Below are 20,119 nucleotides of genomic sequence, written 5' to 3'. Positions count from 1 at the left end.
AGAGCGAGCCCTGTGTGAATCCGCACGGCCCGGGGTTTGTTCCTGTCGGCCGGAAGCCACCTGGGCGGGGGCAGGGCTGAAGGCGGGCCTCCCCTTGGCAGGCAGGCGGTGTTAGATCGCCGCGCCATGGCCAAGACCCCGACCCCGAAGAAGTCCTCCCTTCGCGCCGCCTACGCGAACGCGCGCAAGGCGGATCCCCGTCCCATCACCGGCAAGGAGAAGCCGGCGGAGCTGCTCGCGCACGCGTTCAGCGCCTACGTGGGCCGGCAGGAGCGCACCGCGTTCGAGCTGATGCAGCAGTCCGTGCAGCAGGACGCGTCCATCTTCCTCACGCTGTCCGGCGCGATGACGCCCGCGGGTCTGCACCAGTCCTGTCTGATTCCCCTGGTGGAGAAGGGCATCATCTCCGCCATCACCACCACGGGCGCCAACCTCTACCACGACGCCCACCGCATCATCGGCCACGGCATCCGCGAGGTGAACCCCAACGCGGGTGACCTTCAGTACCGCCTGGCGCGCATCATCCGCATCTACGACCTGGGCTTCTGGGAGGAGGCGCTGCTGGACACCGACCGCCTCTTCTCCGCCATCCTCCGGCAGCCGGAGTTCCAGAAGAAGATGACCACGCCGGAGTTCCACTACCTGCTCGGCAAGGCCATCCACGGCATCGAGAAGGAGCTGGGCGTCAAGCAGCCGTCGCTGCTGTCCACCTGCTACAAGCACGGGGTGCCCATCTGGGTGGGCGCGGTGCAGGACGGCTCCATCTTCCTCAACATCGTGAAGCTGAAGCGCCTCCTGGGCGACGCGTTCAAGTTCGAGCTGGACATCAACGACGACGTCTTCTCCATGGCCGCGATGCAGCACTACTGCCGCCACAACGGCAGCGGGAAGCTGGCCATCTGGATCCTGGGCGGCGGCGTGCCCAAGAACTACACGCTCCAGGGCGAGCCGCTGCTGGACCAAATCCTCAACGTCCCCACGTCCGGCTTCGACATCGACGTGCAGTTCTGCGTGGACCCGGTGGACAACGGCGCGCTGTCCAGCTGCCCGGCCGGCGAGGGCCACACCTGGGGCAAGGTGTCCGTGGAGGCGGTGGAGACGGGCTCCATGTACGTGCACTGCGACGTGACGGCGGTGTTCCCGTGGCTCACGCACGCGCTGTTCAGCGAGCCGAAGAACAAGCGCAAGCCGATGCGGCTGATGGACAAGCTGGATGACGCGGTGAAGTTCCTGGACGCGGACGTCAAGAAGCGCAGCAAGTCGCTGATGAAGACGCTGGACTGGAGCGTCGAGGAGGCCGAGCCCTCCAAAAAGAAGGACGCCAAGGCCCACGACAGCTACGTCCGCTAGACACGCAGTCCTTGCCCAAGGAGACGGTGATGAGTCAGCAGCCCGCGACGGGTGTGGTGATGTCCCTGGTGAGCGCTCCCCAGTTGAAGACGCAGGTGACGCACGGCCCGTCCGGCGCGACGCTGCCCACGGAGGCGCCGCGCGACAACGGCGGCACCGGCGGCAGCTTCTCCCCCACGGACCTGGTGGCCACGGCGCTCATGTCCTGCGTGGTGACCACCATGCACCTGGTGGCCAACCGCGACGGCATCACCCTGGGCGAGGTGCGCGCGTCGGTGGAGAAGCGGATGACCCCGCCGCCGCGCCGCATTGGCGAGCTGGTGCTGTCCATCCAGATGCCGTCCGGCCTCTCGAAGGAGCACCGCGCCGCGCTGGAGAAGATCGCCCATGAGTGCCCGGTGGCGCGCAGCCTCCATCCGGACGTGAAGGTGGCGACGTCGTTCAGCTATCCGGACTGAGCCGCCCCCTCGGGGGCTTGGACGGCCGCCCGCCCTCCAGGCCCCCGTGATGCCGTGCGCCGTCGCCCGCGCGTGACCACCCTGGCGGGAGCCCTTGGAGGCTCCAGCGAGGCTCCAGCGAGGCTCCGTCGGAGGACGCGCGACATGAACCTGAAGCGGTTGGGCAGCTACCTGAACGACCACCTCCTGGCCTCCACCGTGGGGGTGGACCTGGCCCGCCGGACGGAGCACGAGAACCGCAGCAACGCCGTGGGCCAGTACCTGGCCACGCTCACGCCGCTGCTGGAGCAGGACCGCGCCATGCTGCTCGCGGTGCTGGCCGTGCTGGAGCTGAAGCCGGATCCGCTCAAGGTGGGCGGGGCGTGGCTGGTGGAGAAGCTGGCGCGGCTGAAGCTCAACGGCTCCTGGCTGCGCTACTCCCCGCTGAGCCGGCTGGTGGAGCTGGAGGGCCTGTGCGTGGACGCCCAAGGGCGCATGTCCGTGTGGAGGAGCCTGGAGACGCTCTCGCGCAAGGAGCCGCGCCTCGCGCGGTTCGACTTCGCCTTCCTGGCCGAGCGCGCCGAGGCGCAGCTGGCCACGCTGCGGACCCTGCGGCTGCGCTCGACGGAGGCCGCCTTCATGGACACATCCGTCGAGACCGGCGAGGAGCTGCCGGTCCCGGCGGAGGGGTGAAGCGTCAGCGCCTTCAGGTCCCCGAGGGCGCGACCGGGGGACGGGCGGTCCCGTTCTCCGGCCCGGGCAGCAGGCGCAGCTGGCTGGCGGAGGTGAACGTCGCGTCCACCTCGCGCTCCAGGTACGTGTAGCCGGACAGGCCGTCCTCGTAGACGCGCAGCAGGTTGCGCGACTCGTCCAGGGTGATGCGTCCCTGGCGCAGCGCCAGCTCCGTGAAGCGGCGCAGCTTCGCGACGAGGTCGTCCTTGTTGTAGCTCACGTAGTTGAGCACTTCCGTCACGGTGTCCCCGGCGACGACGTGGTCGATGAGGTAGCCGCCGCCCGGGGCCAGCGACACCTGCACCGTGTGCGTGTCCCCGAAGAGGTTGTGCAGGTCGCCCAGGATCTCCTGGTACGCGCCCACCAGGAAGATGCCCAGGTAGTAGTCGTCGCTGTTGAGCGCGTGCAGCTCCAGCGCGTCCTTCACCTCGCGCTTGTCGATGAAGTGCTCGATCTTCCCGTCCGAGTCGCAGGTGATGTCCGCCAGCGTCGCGCGCCGGGTCGGCTTCTCCGCGAGGCGGTGGATGGGCATCATCGGGAAGAGCTGATCAATCGCCCACGAGTCCGGCAGCGACTGGAACACGGAGAAGTTGCAGAAGTAGGTGTCCGACAGCTGCTTCTCCAGCGCCTCCAGCTCCTCCGGAATCTCCCCGGCCTCGCGCGCCACGCGCAGGATCTTGTGGCAGATGGCCCAGTAGAGGTTCTCCGCCGCCACGCGCTGCTCCAGCGACAGGTGGCCCAGGGAGAACAGCTGGAGGCTCTCCTCCTTGGCGTCCTGCGCGTCGTGGAACGCTTCGATGACGTTCTTGTTCGTCACCTCGCGGAAGGTGGAATACAGGTTGCGCACCACGGAGGGCGCCTTGTCGTCCACCTTGTCGGGCGTCTGGGAGGGGTCGAACTCGCTCGTGCCCAGCACGTCCACCACCAGCACCGCGTGGTGCGCGACGACGGCGCGGCCGGACTCGGAGACGAGCGTGGGGTGCGGCACGCCCGCGCGGTCGCACGCCTCCATCACGCCGAAGACGACGTCGTTGGCGTACTCCTCCGTCGTGTAGTTCATGGAGGAGGCGAAGTTCGTCTGGGAGCCGTCGTAGTCCACGCCCAGGCCGCCGCCCACGTCCAGGTACTTGAGCGGCGCGCCCTGGCGGGCCACCTCCACGTAGAAGCAGCCCACCTCGCGCAGCGCGTTCTTCACGTTGCGGATGTTGGAGATCTGGCTGCCCAGGTGGAAGTGCAAGAGCTCGAAGCAGGACAGGAGCCCCGCGTCCTTCATGAAGCCGATGCAGGACATCAGCTCCGACGAGGACAGGCCGAACTTGGAGCGGTCGCCACCGGACGCCTCCCACTTGCCGGCGCCGCGCGTGGACAGCTTCACGCGCATGCCCAGGCGGGGCGAGATGCCGGTGCGGCGCGCCACCTCCGCGATGAGCGGCAGCTCGCTGGGCTTCTCCACCACCAGGATGACGTTGCGGCCCAGGCGCGAATAGAAGAGCGCCGTCTCGATGTACTCCTCGTCCTTGTAGCCGTTGCAGATGACGAGCGCGTCCTCGCTGTCGAGCAGCGCCATCACCGCGAGCAGCTCCGGCTTGCTGCCGGCCTCCAGCCCGTAGGTGTGCTCCTTGCCCGCCTCGATGATGGTCTCCACCACGTAGCGGTGCTGGTTCACCTTGATGGGATACACGCCGCGGTAGAGGCCCTTGTAGCCCTGATCCGCGATGGCCTTCTTGAACGCGCTGTTCAGGTGGACGACGCGGTGGCGCAGCACGTCCGTGAACCGCAAGAGCAGCGGCAGGCCGATGCCCCGGCGGCGGACCTCGTCCACCAGCTCCTTGAGGTCCATGCTCGGAGCGGCGGGCCCGTCCGGATGGACGCACACGTGGCCCTTGTCGTTGATGCCGAAGTAGGGCGAGCCCCAGTTCCGGATGCCGTACAGCTCATGGGCATCGGCCAGGGTCCAGCGGTGCTGAGGGGCGGGAGCGGGCATCGTTGTTTCGTTGCCTCCGGAGGGACTAGCGACTGCGTGGAAACTCCCATCAACACGGGAGGGGGGCCGGACTATCGGAAACGTCCCGGGCATTCAATAGCCGGCTGAACGGAGACCGAGCAGGCAAGCGGGGGCCAAAACCCGGTGCTGGCCCTCCTGGGCCGGTCAGCATCCAATTCCTACCCTTCCACCTAGGCAGCGCAAGGAGGCTGAGTGGACACACGGGGAGGGTACATGGAGTCGTCCGCACGCAGGGAAGAGGCAGCCCCACTGACCCCGCGGGAGATCTTCGAGCGACTGGACCGCTTCGTCATCGGGCAGGACGCCGCGAAGCGTGCGGTGGCGATCGCCGCCCACAACCACCTCAAGCGCATCCAGGCGCGGCGGATGCGCCGGCAGTCCCTCATCAAGAAGTCCAACATCCTGCTCATCGGACCCACGGGCAGTGGCAAGACGCACATCGCGCGCAACCTGGCGGAGATCCTCCACGTCCCGTTCACCACCGTGGACGCCACCGAGTACACGGAGGCGGGCTACTACGGGAAGGACGTGGAGGTGATGGTGTCCGACCTGCTCTTCAAGGCGAATCACTCCGTGGAGGATACCCAGCGGGGCATCATCTTCATCGACGAGGTGGACAAGATCGCCCGCCGCACGCAGGGGGCGCGCAACGGCGCGGGCAGCCGCGACATCGGCGGCGAGGGCGTGCAGCAGTCGCTCCTGAAGCTGCTGGAGGGGCGCGAGGTGCACGTGCCCATGAATGTCACGCAAGCGTGGAACAAAAGTGACTTCGTGCAGGTGGACACGCGCGACATCCTCTTCATCTGCGCGGGCACCTTCAGCGACCTGCACGACTTCGGGGACGAGGGGGGCCGGGCCATGGGCTTTGGCGCGGACGCGCTGGGGGCCCGGCGCAAGGAGAAGCGCATCTCCCCGAAGCAGCTGGTGGACTTCGGGATGATGGCGGAGTTCCTGGGCCGCATGCCGGTGATGGTGCAGCTGGAGCGGCTGGGGGAGTCCGACCTGCTGCGCGTGCTCCGGGAGCCGCCGGACGCCATCACCCGCGAGTTCAAGGAGCTGCTGTCGCTGGACGACATCGAGCTGGAGTTCCCGGAGGACGGCCTCCGCGAGGTTGTGCGCTACTCCATGGCGCGGGGGCTGGGGGCGCGCGGCCTGCGCTCCATCCTGGAGCACGTGATGTCGGACATCATGTTCGAGGCGCCGGAGCGGCGGCACCGTCAGGTGACGGTGGACGCGGGCCTCGTGAAGGCGCGGCTCGCGAGCCTGGACGACGTGGAGCTCAACGCTTGACGGGGGCGGGCCGCTCGGAGGCCCGGGCGGCGGCGCCCAGCCGTGCCGCCGCCTGCGGGTCCTGGATGAGCTGAAGCACCACGTCGTTGCGCAGGAGCGCCCGGGTGTCGCCGCGCTCCAGGGCGTCCTGCAGGTCCTGATGCTGGAGCGCGAGCTGGAAGCGCGGATCCTTGCGCAGGGCCTTGTAGGCCGGGTCGTCCTGGAGCTTCTTGGCCTTCGCGGGATCGTGAGTCGCCTGGGCCACGCGCACGAGGTCCTGGAGGGGCGCGAACTGGGTCAGCTCGAAGAGGTTGAAGCGGCGTGACAGGTCGAAGGCGACGGAGTCCTTCGGGGCCACGCCCAGGCGCTTGCCGGCGACGATGACGTGCTGCTCCATGAAGGTGAGCGCGCTCAGGCAGACCCAGAAGAGGGCCGCCATCTTGCCGCCGCCGAGCACGAAGCCCAGGGTGCGATCCACGCCGCGCTCGTCCGGGTTCTTGCCGGAGAGGAAGCGCAGGAGCAGCGCGCCCAGCGCGTAGCGCACGGTGAGCCACGTGACGACGAAGAGGAGCACCGTTCCGAAGAGGGTGCCGATGAGCAGCGGCGAGCCCAGGGCGACGGCGAGCTTGGGGCCCGCGATGGGGGCGAGCTTGCGGGAGACGAAGTAGCCCGCCGCGAGCCCCACCGAGTTGGCCACCTGCCGGGCGGCGCCGGAGAGGGCGCCGAGGACGCCGAAGAACAGCACCATGCCCAGGAGGATGAGGTCGATGACCATGCGGGGGGCTCCTGGGGGCCGCTAGCGGATCTTGAACGACGACTCGCCCTTGGTCTTCTCCGCGGTCTGCTTCTGGGCTTCCGCGAGGGCTTCCTTGTAGCGGGCGTTGGAGGGCTCGTAGGTGAGCGCCATCTTGAGGTTGCGCTCCGCGGCGGACGGGTTGCCGGAGTCCAGGTCCTTCTGGGCCTGGGCATAGAACTGACGGCCCTTGGGGTGGGTGCCGATCTGCTCTTCCTGTTCCTTCTTCGCGGCGGCCTTGGTCTCGGACTCGGAGGCGTCGGTGAAGCGCAGCTTCTGCGCGCGGTCCGGGCCGGCGATGTCCGTGAGGTACTTCTTGCGCTTGGTGTCGTCGCGCAGGACGTAATAGGCCTCGGTGACGCGCTTGTAGAGCTCGTTCACCTGGTCCTTGAGGGCCTTGGATTCGAGCTGGAAGAAGCGGTCCGGGTGGTAGACGCGGCTCTCCTTGTAGAAGGCCTTCTTGATGTCGCCGGGCACGGCGGAGCGGTCCAGGCCGAGCAGCTCGAAGTAGTCCATCTGGTCGAGCTTCGCGCAGCGGGACTCCAGGTCATCGAGCTGCTCCGGAGTGAGGGCTGGACCCGCGGCCGAGGACGGCGGCGGTGGGGGCATGAGCGCCGCCGCGGGCGGGCGGGGCGGGGCCACCGGCACCGGGGTCAGGGGGCGCGGGGATCCCGCGGGCGCGACCGCGGGCAGCGAGGTGGTGGGCCGGTTGCCAGGGCGCGGCGGCGCGGCCGTGGCCGGAGCGATGGGCGGGATGGCCTGTCCGACGGCGAGCATCGGGGGCGCGCCGGCGGGAGCGATGGCGGGCGGGCTGATCCGAGGCGCGATGGGGGGCGGCGTCAGCGGGCCTCCGACGGGGACGGGACGCGCGGCGGGAGGGACCTGCGCCGGGGCGACGGCGGGCACCCGGGCGACGGCCGGTACCGCGAGGGTCAAGGGCTGGACGGCCGGGATGTTCGCGCTGGGCGGGCGGGGCGCGGGGGGCATCGCAGGCGGTGTCACTCCGGGGCCCGATGGCGGTGCGTCCGCTCTGGCTGGCGCGATGGCCGGAGGCATCGCGGGTGTGGCGCTCGCGGTGGGCGGCACGACGGGCGCGACGCGAGGCATCGCCGCGGGGGCCACGGGAGGTGTCACCGCGCCGACGGTGGGGATTGCGTTGGCGGTCGACCGGGCGCTGGCGGGAGCTTGCGGCGGCGTCACTGCGCCGACGGTGGGACGTACCTGGGGCGGCGTCACGGCGCCGACAGCGGGGATCGCGCCGACGGTGGGGCGCGCCTGGGCCGGCGTGCCCTGGGTCGGCGTCGTGCCGACGGTGGGCATCGCGCTGACGGTGGGCCGTGCCTGGGCCGGCGTGCCTTGGATCGGCGTTGCTCCGACGGCGGGCATCGCGCTGACGGTGGGCCGTGTCTGCGCGGTCCCAGGAGCCGTCGCGCTCGCCACGCCAACAGCGGGGACCCCGGCCACCGTGGGCCGCGATCCGGCGGTGGGACCCAGCGGTGCGATTCCTGCGGGAGTGGGACGCGGTGGCGTGCCCGTGGCCGGGGCGACCGAGGGCACGCCAGGGGATGCGGCAGGTTTCGCTGCCGGAGCCACGGTCGGGGACGTCTGAGTCGCCGCTGCGGGAATTGCTGGCACCGGACCCGAAGCGGGCCGCGCCGCCGGAGCGACCGAAGGCATCTGACCTGAAGCGGGCCTCGCTGTCGCCGGAGCCACCGGACCCGAAGCGGGCTGTGCCGCAGGATCCACCGAAGGCACGCGGCCTGACGCAGGCTTCGCCGTCGCCGGAGCCACCGAAGGAACCTGACCCGACGCAGGCCTCGCCGCCGGAGCCACTGATGGCACTGGGCCCGAAGCGGGCTGCTGCGCCGCCGGAGCGACCGAAGGAACATGACCCGAAGCGGGCTGCGCCGCCGGAGCCACCGAAGGAACCTGACCCGAAGCGGGCTGCTGCGTCGCCGGAGCGACCGAAGGAACCTGACCCGCAGCGGGCCGCGCCGCCGGAGCCACTGAAGGCACCTGACCTGAAGCAGGCCTCGCCGTCGCAGGGGCCACCGGAGGCACCTGACCCGACACGGGTCGTACAGCCGGAGTCACCGAAGGAACCTGACCCGAAGCAGGTCGAGTCGCGGGCGCCGCCGAAGGCACCTGACCCGACGCAGGCCTCGCCGCCGGAGCCACCGGCCCTGACGCGGGCTGGTCCGCCGGCACCGGAGGTGCGATGGGGGGCGGCGTGGCGCGGGTGGCTGCTCCCGCGGGCGGAGCCACCCGAGGCGGGGCCACGGCTCCCGGCGCGCGTGGCGCGGCCGGCGGGGTCGTGGGCGCGATGGCCGGAGGCACGGACGCCGTCACCCGAGGCAGGGCGGGCGTCGCCGGACGCGCGGGGGCCGCGGGGGCCACAGGCCCTGGCGGTGCGCCAGAGGTCGGGTCGGAAGGCTCGGACATCGGCGGCGCCTAGCTGGCCACGGCGGGCAGGTCGTTGCTGTTGTGGCCCGCGAGCCGCGTGTTGCGGTTCGCCTGGATCGACTGCTGGATGTCCGCCTCCGTCATGCCCGATGACAACGTGATCGTCGTGGAGGTCTTCTGGCCCGTCTCCACGTCACACGCGGAGACATTCACCAGGCCGTCCGTGTTGATCTCGAACGTCACTTCGATCTTCACCTCGCCGCGATACCCGATGCGGAAGCCCGAGAACTCGAACTCGCCCAGCATCTCGCACTCCTCGGCGCGGTTGGACTCTCCCTGGTACACGCGGATCTTCACCTTCTCCTGCCCGTCGCGGCTGGTGGTGAAGGTCTTCGACCGGTCGATGGGCACCGGCGTGTTCTTGTCGATGATCTTCTCCGTGTACCCGCCCACCGTCCCGATCCGCAGCGTCAGCGGCGTGACGTCCACCAGGAACGTCTCCGTCTTGCTGTCCAGCAGCGCGTGCGACTGGAGCGCGGCCCCCATCGCCACGACCTGATCCGGGTTGATGCCCTCCAGAGGCTCCTTCTGGAAGTAGTGCTTCACCGAGTTGCGGATGATGGGCAGCCGCGTGGGCCCGCCCACCAGGATGACCGCGTCGATGTCCGCCGCCGTCAGCCGGGCGCTCTGCAGCGCTTCGTCGCAGACCTTGAACGTGCGCTGCACCAGGTCCATCACCATCCGGTTGAACTGGTCCTGGTTGAGCGTGTTGCGCAGGTCCATCACGTTGCCGTTGGCGTCCTGGCAGATGCCCTGGCAGAGGATGTCCGCCGTGCCGTACTGGCCCACGTCGATCTTCGCCTTCTCCGCCGCGTCCTTGAGCATCTGCAGGCAGTACTTGTTCTGCCGCAAATCCAACCGCGTGCGGTTCAGGAAGTCGTCCGCCATCCACGTCATGATGCGGTCGTCGAAGTCGTCGCCGCCCAGGTACGTGTCGCCCGCCGTCGCCAGCACCTCGAAGACGTCCTTGCCAATCTCCAGGATGGACACGTCGAACGTGCCGCCGCCCAGGTCGTACACCACGACGCGCTGGTTGACGTCCCGGCCAAAGCCATACGCCAGCGCCGCGGCCGTGGGCTCGTTGAGGATGCGAAGCACCTCCAGCCCCGCGATGCGGCCCGCGTCCTTCGTCGCCTGACGCTGGTTGTCGTTGAAGTACGCCGGGACGGTGATGACCGCCTTGGTCACCTCGCGGCCCAGGTACGTCTCCGCCACGGCCTTCATCTCCTTGAGCACCAGCGCGGAGATCTCCGGGAGCGAATAGCTGCGCTCCCGCACCCCGATGCGCACCGAGTTGTTCTCGCCCTCGACGATGCGGTACGGCATCACCGCCTGCGCCTTCTTCACCTCGTCGGAGAAGTAGTACCGGCCAATGAGCCGCTTGGCCGAGTACACCGTCATCTCGGGGCTGGTGATGATGTTCTTCTTCGCCGCGTTGCCCACCAGCACGGACCCTTCCTCCAGGAAGGACACGCACGAGGCATGCGTCGTCTCGCCCCACTCGTTGGGGATGACCGTGGGCTGACCCTCGTGCACGACGGACACGCACGAATACGACGTGCCCAGGTCGATGCCGATTGCGATGTCGTCCGCCATTCCGTCTCCGGTGAAGTCCTGCACCCCGGTCCCTCGGGGGGAGGTGCCGAGAAGCGGACGGAGGTTAGGCCCCACGATGTGAGGTGTCAATTCACGGAGTGGTCAAATGCCAGCCATTTCAAGGGCTTAGCGCCAGAGCAGGGGAGCAGGTGGGCCGCGCTGAAGCGGGGCCCCACGGGACTTATCCCTTGAAGGGAAGGGGGGTAACAGCCTTGTCCGCCATCCTCGCCGCCTTGTCGTCGGACCCCAATCTCCTGCGGTGCGAGCTGCACCGTCTCACGTCCCAGGTCGTCCTGCGCCCGGACGCGCGGGTCAACGCCCTGGGCGTGGGCTCCTACGCCCAGGAGGAGGTCCTTTTGCGCCGCCTGGCACCTGGGACGGACGTGACCCTGGACGACCTGGGGCCTCCCCACGAGTCGGAGGCGGTGCTCTTCCACGCGGGCCTGCTGCCGCCCGGCATGTCGCCCGAGGAAAACACCCAGCCCTTCCGGGCCCGCCACTGGCTGTTCGCCCATCAAGACCCGCTGCCGGACTTCGAGCCCCTGCGCGGTCCACTGCTCTCCCACGTGCCGGAGCATCTTCAGCGGCAGGTGCGGGGGCCCACGGGCAGCGAGGTGCTCTTCGCCCTCTTCCTCACCCGCCTGCGGGAGCTGGGGCGCACGGATGATCCGCGCCTGGAGCCGGAGGTCGCGGGGCGCGTCCTTCGGGGCACGGTGCGGGAGGTGGAGGCCGCGCTCGTCCAGGCGGGCCGGGTGCGCACGCCGCCGCTCAACCTGGTGGCCACCAACGGCACGGTGCTCCTGGCCACCCGCTGCGGCGAGTCGCCGCTCTACTACACGCGCCTGGAGGGCAGCGCGGAGTGCGCGCGCTGCGGCTTAGACGCGGGCACCCCGGAGACGCATCCGGAGGTGGGCGCGCACCGCCGGCGCCGCACGGTGGTGGTGGCCAGCCACGTCACCCGCACGCAGGGCTGGGTGGAGCTCGGGCCCGGCACGACGCTGGTGGTGGGCTCGGACCTCCAGGTCCAGCACCTGCCGCCATCCTGACGCGCGAGGGCCGTCACGGGCCGCCGAAGAAGGACACCTCCAGGACGCGCATGTAGAGGTTGCACGCGGCGTGGAAGAGGGCGCAGCCGACGATGGTGCCGGTGCGCTCGCGCATCCAGCCGAAGAGCAGGGCGGGGAAGAACACCGCCAGCCGCCAGGTCTGGAAGATGGCCAGGTGGCCCAGCGCGAAGAGCAGCGCCGTCACCCAGAAGGCCCGCCCCAGCCGGGCGCCCAGCACCACGCGCCCCTGGGGCCACGCGTCGCGCAGGCGGGCCTGCAGGTAGCCCCGGTAGAAGAACTCCTCTGGCAGGGCCACGACGAAGAGCTGGTCGATGACCCACTCGCCGAAGCGCGGGGGCAGGCGCGGCTGGAAGTGGCCCTCGCCGATGATGGGCGACAGGTGGTGCGCGAGCGCGGGGGGCAGGTGCGGCACCACCTGCACGAAGCCGGCGAAGCCCGCGAAGAACAGCGGCCCCACGATGGCGGACATCACCAGGAACAGCCGCACGTCCTGCTTCCACGCGCGCAGGGTGAGGCCGTAGTCGCGGTAGTCCTCGTCGCGCCAGCGCATGGGGATGAGCGGCAGGTAGAGGAAGCCCACCGTGGCGACCAGCTTGGGCACGCTGGTGCTCCCGGCGGCGACGAACGCCACGATGATGCCCAGGAAGCCCAGGGCCCAGAGGCCCACCGCCTCCTGCACCGCGCTCAGCCGGAACGGAGGTCCCGCGGGACGGCTCATGGCGTGTCCGCCGAGGCCAGCTCCGCCTTCACCGCGGAGAGGGGCAGCGCGCGCGCGCCCCGGCCCCGGCGCTGGACGACGACGGCCACCAGCCGCCCGTCCCCGTCGTACAGCGGGCTGCCCGGCGCGAGCGTCAGGTCCACGTCGAAGAACGGCGCGGGGCCAGTCCTGGCCACGGCGGCCTTGGGCGTGTCCCGCTGGCCCTTCTTTCGACCCGGCAGGACGCCCACCACCCAGCGGCCCGCGAGCCCCTCCGGCACCAGCCGCACCGGCGCGGCGGGCCACGTGCCCTGAGGGCCCGCGACCACCGCCACCTGGAGCACCGCGCTGGAGAGCACCACGCGCGCCGTGAGGGCGTTTCCGTCGTGCTCCACCTGGGCGGACTGGGGGCCCACGTGCGTCACCGAGGTGAGCACCTGGCCGTCCGCGCCCACGATGATGCCGGGGCCCGCTTGCTGGGGGCCTCGCACGCGCACGGAGGAGCGGGTGTGCAGCTCCAGCACGCGCTGGAGGTCGGCGCGCGACGGACGGGCCTCCGCGCCGGCCCGCGTGGGCATGACGAGGAAGACGAGGAGGGCGGGGACGAGGAGGAGCGGGCGGAACATCTTCGCGCCCGCGAGCCTATCAGCGCTCCCGCAGGGCGGCGAGGAAGCTCTCCGCGGACCGGGTGTTCAGGATGTCCTTCTTCCGGGCCCAGCCCCGGCGCGCGGTGGCCACAGCGAAGGCCAGGTTCTTCAGGTCCTCCTGCCGGTGCGCGTCACAGCTGACCACCAGCTTCACCCCGCGCCGCACGGCCTGCCGCACGTACTCGGCCTTGATGTCCAGCCGCGCGGGCTTGCCGTTGATCTCCACCGCCACGCCCCGCTCCCGGGCGCGCTCCAGCACCTCTTCCATGCGCAGGGGGTACGGCTCCCGGCTCTGGATGAGGCGCCCGGTGGGGTGCCCCAGGATGTGCAGGTGCGGGTTGTCCAGCGCGGCCAGCACCCGGCGCGTCATCTGGTCCTCGTCCATGGAGTGCCGCACGTGGATGGAGGCGATGACCACCTCCAGCTGCTCCAGCACGCTGTCCGCGTAGTCCAGCGCGCCCGACTCCAGGATGTCCACCTCGATGCCCTTGAGCAGCCGCAGGCCGGGCACCGCCGCGTTCACGCGGTCGATCTCCTCCCACTGCCGCTTCAGGTCGTCCACCTTCAGGCCGCCCGCGTGGATGGCCGCCTCGCTGTGCTCGGTGATGGTGAGGTACTGCAGGCCCAGGGCCTGCGCCGCGCGCGCCATCCGCTCCAGCGTGTCGCGGCCGTCGGACCAGGTGCTGTGCGCGTGCACCGCGCCCCGCACGTCCTCCAGCGTCACCAGGTCCTCCGGCAGCGTCCCCGCGCGCGCGGCCTCCACCTCGCCGGAGTCCTCGCGCAGCTCCGGCGGCACCTCCTGCATGCCCAGCAGCCGGTACAGCGTCGCCTCGTCGGGGACGGGCACCTTGGTGCCGTCGTCGCGGTGCACGCCCCATTCGGAGATCTTCAGGCCCCGCTCATGACCCAGGTTGCGCAGCCGGATGTGGTGCGCCTTGGAGCCGGTGAAGTGGTGCAGCGCGGTGGCGAAGTCCTCGTCCGGCAGCACGCGCAGGTCCACCTGGAGGTCGCCCTGCACCATGCGCACGGAGCACTTGCTGTCGCCCTTGCCCAGCACCGTCGCCACGCCCGGCGCCTGCGCGAGCGTGTCCAGCACCGGCCCCGCGTCCTCCGCGGAGGCGATGAGGTCCACGTCGGACACCGTCTCCGCGCGGCGGCGCACGCTGCCACCCAGGCTCGCGCGCACCACGCCCGGGGCCTGGCGGATCCGCTCCAGCAGGGCCTCCGCGATGGGCAGCGCGTCCCCCAGGAGCTTGCGCTCGCCGCGCGCGCGCCGGAACACCGCGATGCCGTCCAGGAGCTTCGCCTCGCTCTTCGCTCCGAAGCCCTTGAGCTCGCGCACGCGGCCGTCGCGGCACGCGCGCTCCAGGTCCTCCACGCTGCCCACCTGCAGCTCGCTCCACAGGGCTGCCACCTTCTTCGGCCCCACGTCCGGCAGCTTCATCAGCTCCAGGAGGCCGGCGGGGAAGCGGGCCTTCAGCTCCTCGAAGGCGCTCATCCGGCCGGTCGTCACCAGCTCGGTGAGCTTCTCGGCGAGCCCCGGGCCGATGCCCTGCAGCTCCTGCAGGCGTCCCTCGGCGACGACGGCGCCCAGGTCCTGCGGCAGGTTGGCGATGCGGTCGGCGGCGATGTCGTAGGCGCGGACGCGGAAGCCACTCTGGCCCTGGAGCTGGAGCAGCAGGGACATGTCCCGGAGGACCTGGGCGACGGCTGCCTTGTCGGTGAGCACGGCGGGGGAGGGTGTCACGTCGGAAGTCACGGTCGGGAGATTAATGCCGGGGAAACAGGGGTGCAGGCCAGGACGCGTTGTGGGAAAAGGAACGCAAGAGGAAGGCAATGACGAAGATCAAGCTGGGGCCCGCGGACTTCGCCGAGAGGGAGATGCGCGGCTACGAGGTCGGCAAGCGCAACGTCTGCATCGCGAAGATCCACGGCCGGTACAAGGGCCTCGACGACTGGTGCAACCACGCCGGGTGCCTGCTGTCGGGTGGGCGCATCGAGGACAACACGGTCGTCTGCCCCTGCCACGAAGTCGGCTTCGACATGGACACCGGCCAGAACGTCACGTCCCCCGGCGTGTGCGACGACCAACCGACGGTGCAACTGGCGGTCGAGGACGGCACGCTCGTCGTCGACCTGCCCGACGCCTGACCCTCTCGCGCCGCTACTTCCGCCTTCAGGAGCGTCCACCATGGGACACGACGGACACGATCACGACCATGACCACGGTCATGGCCATTCCCACTCCCCGCATGACCACGGCCACGGCCATTCGCACGACCACGACCATGGCCACGCGCATGAACATGGGCATTCACACGGCCCCGAGCACGGTCATGACCACGGTCACGCGCACGACCACGCCCCCGCGCATTCGCACGAGGGGCCGGCGGCGGAGCACAAGGCCCGGGCACCGGTGCATGTCAGCGCGTACGTGGTGACGTGCTCGGACAGCCGGGACGCGGCGCACGACACCAGCGGCAAGGACCTGCGCGAGGGCCTCTCCGCTGCGGGGCACACCGTCGTGGGCCACACCGTGGTGAAGGATGATCCGGAGGCCATCCGGGGCGCGCTCGCGCAGGCGCAGGCGGCGGGGGCCCGCGCGGTGCTCTTCACGGGGGGCACCGGCATTGGCCGGCGCGACCTCACGGTGGAGACGCTGCGGGCGCTGTTCGAGAAGGAGCTGCCCGGCTTTGGCGAGCTGTTCCGGATGCTGTCGTACCAGCGCATCGGCAGCCCCGCGATGATGTCGCGCGCCACGGCGGGCACCTACCAGGGGATGATCCTCTTCGCGCTGCCCGGCTCACCCCAGGCGGTGCGGCTGGCGCTGGACGCGCTCATCCTCCCGGAGCTGGGCCACGCGGTGCGCGAGCTCACGCGTTAGGACAGGAAGGGCGCGGCGCTCCGCCGCGCTCCAACCGACGACGTGGGAGCACGCGAGATGAAGAAGCGCCGCGGCGCGCACACCGGACTGAGCGCCCAGGCGGCCGAGCGGTTGCGACCCCGCCTGGACGCCTTCCTGGCCTCCACCGACGCGAAGGCCCGCATCGGGTTCGACCCGGTGGAGTTCCCCCATCGCTACCGGGACCCGCGTGACGTGGAGGTCAGCGCGCTGCTCGCGGCGGCCCTGGCCTACGGGCGCGCGGACCTCTTCCGCCCCAAGGTGGACGCGCTGCTCAAGCGCATGGGCCCGTCGCCCGCCGCCTTCGTGCGGGCCCTGGACGTGGCGGGCGCGAAGGAGCTCCTCACGGGCTTTGTGTACCGCTTCAACGTGGGCACCGACCTCGCGGTGCTGCTCATGGGCATGGGCCGGGCCCTGCGCGAGCACGGCAGCCTGGAGGCCCTCTTCGTCCGTGGCTGGACCGCGAGCGGAACGCTCCACGGCGGGCTCGCGGCCTTCACCGCCGGGCTCCGGGACGTGCCCATGGACGGGCTCCGTCGGGCGCTGGGGCCCGAGCGGGGCCTGCACCACCTGTTGCCTTCGCCCCTGGGGCCGGGCGCGGCGAAGCGCCTCAACCTGTACCTGCGCTGGATGGTGCGGGGCCCGGACGCGGTGGACTTCGGCATCTGGAAGCAGGTGCCCCCTTCCGCCCTGCTCGTGCCGCTGGACACGCACATTGGCCGCATGGCGCTCCACCTGGGGCTCACGAAGCGCACGGACCTCACCTGGCGCACCGCCGAGGAGGTGACGGCCTCCCTGCGGGTGCTCGACCCCCAAGACCCCGTCCGCTACGACTTCGCCCTGTGCCACTACGGCATGAGTGGGGCCTGCCCAGCGAAGACCGTCCCCCAGCACTGCGCGCGATGCTCGCTCCTTCCGTCGTGCAAGGTAGGTCCCCGCGCCATCGCGCGCGGTTCCGTGCAAATCTGAGTCCCACCGGACCCGGAAATGGGCTACGGGCAGTCCGCGCGGCCCCGCGTTGACGGGTTGGCGCGGTCAAGGCTGCAATGCGGACAGGCGGCGCGGGAGGGATGAGCCCGCGGGGCGCGAGGAGCAACGCGGTGCACGCAATGCTGGTGGCGGTCCCAGCCCCGGTGGCCCAGGACGTGGAGCGCGACCTGTGCGCCACGGCCGAAGGACGCGCGTGCCGAGTGCTCCGCGTCGAGGCCGCCGTGGAGCCGCTGCCGGAAGGGCTGCTCGTCCTGTGGGACCATGGCGGTCCCTTGGAGGCGGTGAAGGCGCGCTGCCAGTCGGTGCATGCCCGGCGGGTCCCGACGCGCACGTGGCTGGTGCTGCTGACGACGCGCGACGGCGTGGAGGCGGAGGCGCTGAGCGAAGCCGGCGTGGACGAGTGCGTGGCGCCTCCCGGCACGCGGTGGGGCGCGCGGCTGGTGGCGCTGCGGCGGCGGTCTGGGGACGGGGACTCGCAGGCGCTCCGGCGCATGCGCGACATGTTCCAGGGCGCGCTGGACGCGGTGCCGGAGCCCCTGTTCATCAAGGACCGGGAGCACCGCCTCGTCGCGATGAACAGCGCCTTTCGCCGCCTGATGGATCAACCCGCGGAGGCGCCGGGGGGAAGCGCCGCGTCCCTGCTGGTGCCCGCCGATGAGGCGGAGGCCTCCTGGCGCCAGGATGAGCGCGCCTTCACCACCGGGCAGACCGTGGAGGACGAGGGGTCCTTCACCGACCTCAAGGGGCGCTCGCGCGAGGTGCTCACGCAGCGGGCCGCGTACACGCTGCCGGACGGCGAGCGCTTCCTCGTGGGGCTCGTGCGCGACGTCACCGAGCGCACCCGCCTGGAGACGCAGCGGCGGCTGGCGGAGCGGATGACGTCCGTGGGCACGCTGGCCGCGGGCGTCGCGCACGAAATCAACAACCCGCTCTCCTACGTCACCTCCAACCTGGCGTACCTCTGGGAGCGCGTGGCCCAGCCCGTGGTGCCCTCCGAGCAACTGGAGGAGCTGCGGCAGGTGGTGGCCGAGGCGCTGGAGGGCGCGGGGCGTGTGCGCTCCATCGTGCGCGACCTGCGGACCTTCTCCCGCGCGGAGGAGGAGCGGCACGGGCCGGTGGACGTGCTGCGCGCGGTGGAGGGCGCGGTCCGGTTGATGCGGGATGACCTGCAGCATCGCGCGCGCCTGACGTGCGACCTGGAGCCGGTGGCCGTCGTGCACGGCAACGAAGGACGGCTGGGACAGGTCGTCACCCACCTGCTGTTGAACGCGCTCCAGTCCTTCGGGGACCGGCCCGCGGAGGCGAACCGGCTGCGGCTGTGCGTGCGTCCGGGCCGCGACGGGCACGTGCTCATCGAGGTGGAGGACAACGGCTGCGGGATGCCCGCGGAGGTGCGCCAGCGCATCTTCGATCCCTTCTTCACCACGCGCTCGCCCCGGGGCGGCACGGGCCTGGGGCTGTCCATCTGCCTCACGCTGGTGCACGCGATGGGCGGCCGCATCGAGGTGACCAGCGAGCTGGATCAGGGCAGCCTCTTCCGCGTGGAGCTGCCCGCGCTCGTGCGGTCCGCCGAAGTGGCGCTGCCGGTGCAGCCGGTCGCGGAGCCGCTGGAAGGGCCCGTGCCGACGGTGCGAGCGGCGCGGAGCCTGCGCCGGCTGCTGCTCATCGACGATGAGCCGGCGGTGGGCAGCGCGGTGAGCCGGTTGCTGCGCAACCTCTACGACGTGCACGTCATCCAGGACGCGCGCGAGGCGCTGAAGCGGCTGTCTCACGGTGAGAAGTTCGATGCCATCCTCTGCGACCTGATGATGCCGGGCATGAGCGGCATGGACTTCCTGGTGGAGCTGGAGCGGCTGGCGCCGGAGCTGGCGCCGCGCACCGGCTTGATGACGGGCGGGGTGAACCCGCAGGCGCGCGAGTTCGTCGGCCGCCGCGCGCGGGAGCTGCTGGAGAAGCCCTTCGAGCGCGACCAGCTGTGCACCTTCGTCGAGACCCTGATGCAATGAAGCGCCGCACGCGCTGGACGCTCGGGGCGGGGCTCGTGGCCCTGTTGCTCGCGGGCTGCTTCCTCCTCCCGCCCGAGCTGCGGGGGCTGTCCTTCGTCGTGCGCGCGGCGGGCCTCCATGGCGCCGCGGCCGATTCGCTGGCCCGCTACGGCACCGGGGGCTTCACCGTCGCGGACCTGCGCGTGCCCACGCGCCATGGTCCCGTGCGCGGGCGGCTCTACCAGCCGGAGCGACGCAAGGGGCGGCTCATCGTGCTCACCTCGGGGGTGCACGCGGCGGGCATCGACGAGCCCCGGCTGGTGAAGCTGGCGGAGGACCTGGCCATGGGCGGGCAGCCGGTGCTCACGCCGGAGCCACCGGACCTGCTGCGTTACGAAATCACGCCGCGCCTGCCAGACGTCATCGAGGACGCGGCCCTCTGGGCGCTGGGGCCGGGTGCGCTGGCTCCCGAGGGGGCGGTGGACCTCTTCGGCATCAGCTTCTCCGGAGGACTCTCCGTCGTCGCGGCGGGCCGGCCGGACCTGCGCGACAAGGTGGCCGCGGTGCTGTCCTTCGGCGGGCACGGCGAGCTGTCGCGCGTGCTGTCCTTCCTGTGCACGGGCATCCAGGCGGATGGGGTGCACCGCACGCCCCACGACTACGGCGTGGTGGTCATCCTGCTCAACGTCGCGGACCGGCTGGTGCCACCCGAGCAGGTGGAGCCCCTGCGCACCGGCGTGCGCATGTTCCTGCACGCGTCGCACCTGACGCTCGTGGACGGCAAGCAGGCGGAGGCCACCTTCCAGGCGGCGCGCGAGATGGAGGCCTCGCTCCCCGAGCCCGCCGCCACGCTGCTCCGCCTGGTGAATACGCGTGACGTGGCCGCGCTGGGCCCTCGGCTGCTGCCCTTCGTGAAGGGCTTCGCGGGGGACCCGTCGCTGTCGCCGGAGCGCTCGCCCGCGCCCCGGGCGCCGGTGTACCTGCTGCACGGGACGGACGACTCCGTCATCCCCGCCATCGAGTCCACGCTGCTGGCGCGCGAACTGGCGCCCTCCACGCGAGTGCACCTGCGGCCCACGCCGCTCATCACCCACGCGGAGATGGACCGGCGGGCCAGCGCGGTGGAGGCGCTGAAGCTGGTGCGCTTCTGGTCGGCGTTGCTTGGCGAGTAGGGGTGCCAGGAGAC

18 protein-coding genes are annotated in these 20,119 nt (G+C 71.0%); 11 read left to right on the top strand and 7 right to left on the bottom strand.

Annotation, left to right across the window (positions count from 1 at the left end):
* Positions 1-126 precede the first annotated feature (126 nt).
* The 3 genes from FOF48_RS14255 (at position 127) to FOF48_RS14245 (ending at position 2,480) form a co-directional block, all read left to right on the top strand.
* Complete coding sequence (locus tag FOF48_RS14255; protein WP_143901808.1) at positions 127-1,350, top strand: deoxyhypusine synthase family protein; 1,224 nt, start codon at positions 127-129, stop codon at positions 1,348-1,350.
* Between the two features lie 29 nt (positions 1,351-1,379).
* On the top strand, positions 1,380-1,808 hold the full coding sequence (locus FOF48_RS14250) for an OsmC family protein (protein ID WP_143901806.1): 429 nt from the start codon (positions 1,380-1,382) through the stop codon (positions 1,806-1,808).
* Between the two features lie 144 nt (positions 1,809-1,952).
* On the top strand, positions 1,953-2,480 hold the full coding sequence (locus tag FOF48_RS14245) for a hypothetical protein (protein WP_143901804.1): 528 nt from the start codon (positions 1,953-1,955) through the stop codon (positions 2,478-2,480).
* Positions 2,481-2,493: 13 nt separating this feature from the next.
* Here the strand turns inward: FOF48_RS14245 and speA are convergent, their stop codons facing one another.
* The gene (gene speA / locus FOF48_RS14240; RefSeq protein WP_143901802.1) at positions 2,494-4,503 is read right to left on the bottom strand and encodes a biosynthetic arginine decarboxylase; all 2,010 of its coding nucleotides are present in this window, start codon (positions 4,501-4,503) and stop codon (positions 2,494-2,496) included.
* Positions 4,504-4,737: 234 nt separating this feature from the next.
* Between speA and clpX the strand changes: the two genes are divergently transcribed.
* A complete protein-coding gene (gene clpX / locus FOF48_RS14235; protein ID WP_143901800.1) occupies positions 4,738-5,814 on the top strand; it encodes an ATP-dependent Clp protease ATP-binding subunit ClpX in 1,077 nt (358 codons plus the stop codon).
* Here clpX and FOF48_RS14230 read toward each other — a convergent pair.
* Together FOF48_RS14230 and FOF48_RS37065 are read right to left on the bottom strand one after the other, a co-directional pair.
* The gene (locus tag FOF48_RS14230) at positions 5,804-6,568 is read right to left on the bottom strand and encodes a CvpA family protein (RefSeq protein ID WP_143901798.1); all 765 of its coding nucleotides are present in this window, start codon (positions 6,566-6,568) and stop codon (positions 5,804-5,806) included. The genes clpX and FOF48_RS14230 overlap by 11 nt on opposite strands.
* Positions 6,569-6,589: 21 nt before the next feature.
* On the bottom strand, positions 6,590-7,573 hold the full coding sequence (locus FOF48_RS37065) for a DnaJ domain-containing protein (protein WP_255442166.1): 984 nt from the start codon (positions 7,571-7,573) through the stop codon (positions 6,590-6,592).
* Between the two features lie 55 nt (positions 7,574-7,628).
* On the opposite strand from FOF48_RS37065, the gene FOF48_RS36465 reads away from it, so the two are divergent.
* Positions 7,629-8,195, top strand: a complete 567-nt coding sequence (locus FOF48_RS36465) for a hypothetical protein (protein WP_186001900.1) — start codon at positions 7,629-7,631, stop codon at positions 8,193-8,195.
* Positions 8,196-9,037: 842 nt separating this feature from the next.
* Here FOF48_RS36465 and dnaK read toward each other — a convergent pair.
* The gene (dnaK, locus tag FOF48_RS14220; protein ID WP_143901797.1) at positions 9,038-10,645 is read right to left on the bottom strand and encodes a molecular chaperone DnaK; all 1,608 of its coding nucleotides are present in this window, start codon (positions 10,643-10,645) and stop codon (positions 9,038-9,040) included.
* 212 nt (positions 10,646-10,857) lie between these two features.
* Between dnaK and FOF48_RS14215 the strand changes: the two genes are divergently transcribed.
* Complete coding sequence (locus tag FOF48_RS14215) at positions 10,858-11,691, top strand: class II glutamine amidotransferase (RefSeq protein WP_143901795.1); 834 nt, start codon at positions 10,858-10,860, stop codon at positions 11,689-11,691.
* Positions 11,692-11,704: 13 nt separating this feature from the next.
* Here FOF48_RS14215 and mrtX read toward each other — a convergent pair whose 3' ends face one another.
* The 3 genes from mrtX to polX are packed head-to-tail and all read right to left on the bottom strand — an operon-like array spanning position 11,705 to position 14,803.
* Positions 11,705-12,430: a myxosortase MrtX gene (mrtX, locus tag FOF48_RS14210; protein WP_143901793.1), complete on the bottom strand. Its 726-nt coding sequence runs from the start codon at positions 12,428-12,430 to the stop codon at positions 11,705-11,707.
* The gene (locus FOF48_RS14205) at positions 12,427-13,035 is read right to left on the bottom strand and encodes a serine protease (protein ID WP_143901791.1); all 609 of its coding nucleotides are present in this window, start codon (positions 13,033-13,035) and stop codon (positions 12,427-12,429) included. The genes mrtX and FOF48_RS14205 overlap by 4 nt, the downstream gene beginning before the upstream one ends.
* A gap of 19 nt (positions 13,036-13,054) precedes the next feature.
* A complete protein-coding gene (gene polX / locus FOF48_RS14200) occupies positions 13,055-14,803 on the bottom strand; it encodes a DNA polymerase/3'-5' exonuclease PolX (protein WP_186001899.1) in 1,749 nt (582 codons plus the stop codon).
* 89 nt (positions 14,804-14,892) lie between these two features.
* Between polX and FOF48_RS14195 the strand changes: the two genes are divergently transcribed.
* The 5 genes from FOF48_RS14195 to FOF48_RS14175 all read left to right on the top strand — a co-directional run bounded on the left by FOF48_RS14195 (position 14,893) and on the right by FOF48_RS14175 (position 20,105).
* Positions 14,893-15,207: a Rieske 2Fe-2S domain-containing protein gene (locus tag FOF48_RS14195; RefSeq protein WP_143901786.1), complete on the top strand. Its 315-nt coding sequence runs from the start codon at positions 14,893-14,895 to the stop codon at positions 15,205-15,207.
* Positions 15,208-15,472: 265 nt separating this feature from the next.
* Complete coding sequence (locus FOF48_RS14190; RefSeq protein WP_186001898.1) at positions 15,473-15,940, top strand: molybdenum cofactor biosynthesis protein B; 468 nt, start codon at positions 15,473-15,475, stop codon at positions 15,938-15,940.
* A 57-nt stretch (positions 15,941-15,997) separates the two neighbouring features.
* The gene (locus tag FOF48_RS14185; protein WP_186001897.1) at positions 15,998-16,927 is read left to right on the top strand and encodes a TIGR02757 family protein; all 930 of its coding nucleotides are present in this window, start codon (positions 15,998-16,000) and stop codon (positions 16,925-16,927) included.
* Between the two features lie 77 nt (positions 16,928-17,004).
* Entirely contained in the window at positions 17,005-18,954 is a 1,950-nt protein-coding gene (locus FOF48_RS14180; protein ID WP_143901782.1) for an ATP-binding protein, read from the top strand.
* Positions 18,951-20,105, top strand: coding sequence for a hypothetical protein (locus FOF48_RS14175; protein ID WP_143901780.1), 1,155 nt, complete (start codon positions 18,951-18,953; stop codon positions 20,103-20,105). Before FOF48_RS14180 ends, FOF48_RS14175 begins: the two co-directional genes overlap by 4 nt.
* Positions 20,106-20,119 lie beyond the last annotated feature (14 nt).

The organism is Corallococcus sp. Z5C101001 (genome assembly GCF_007352635.1).
GTDB lineage: Bacteria > Myxococcota > Myxococcia > Myxococcales > Myxococcaceae > Corallococcus > Corallococcus silvisoli.
The sequence above is the reverse complement of the archived record's forward strand: the minus strand, read 5'-3'. Positions and strand labels throughout refer to the sequence as shown.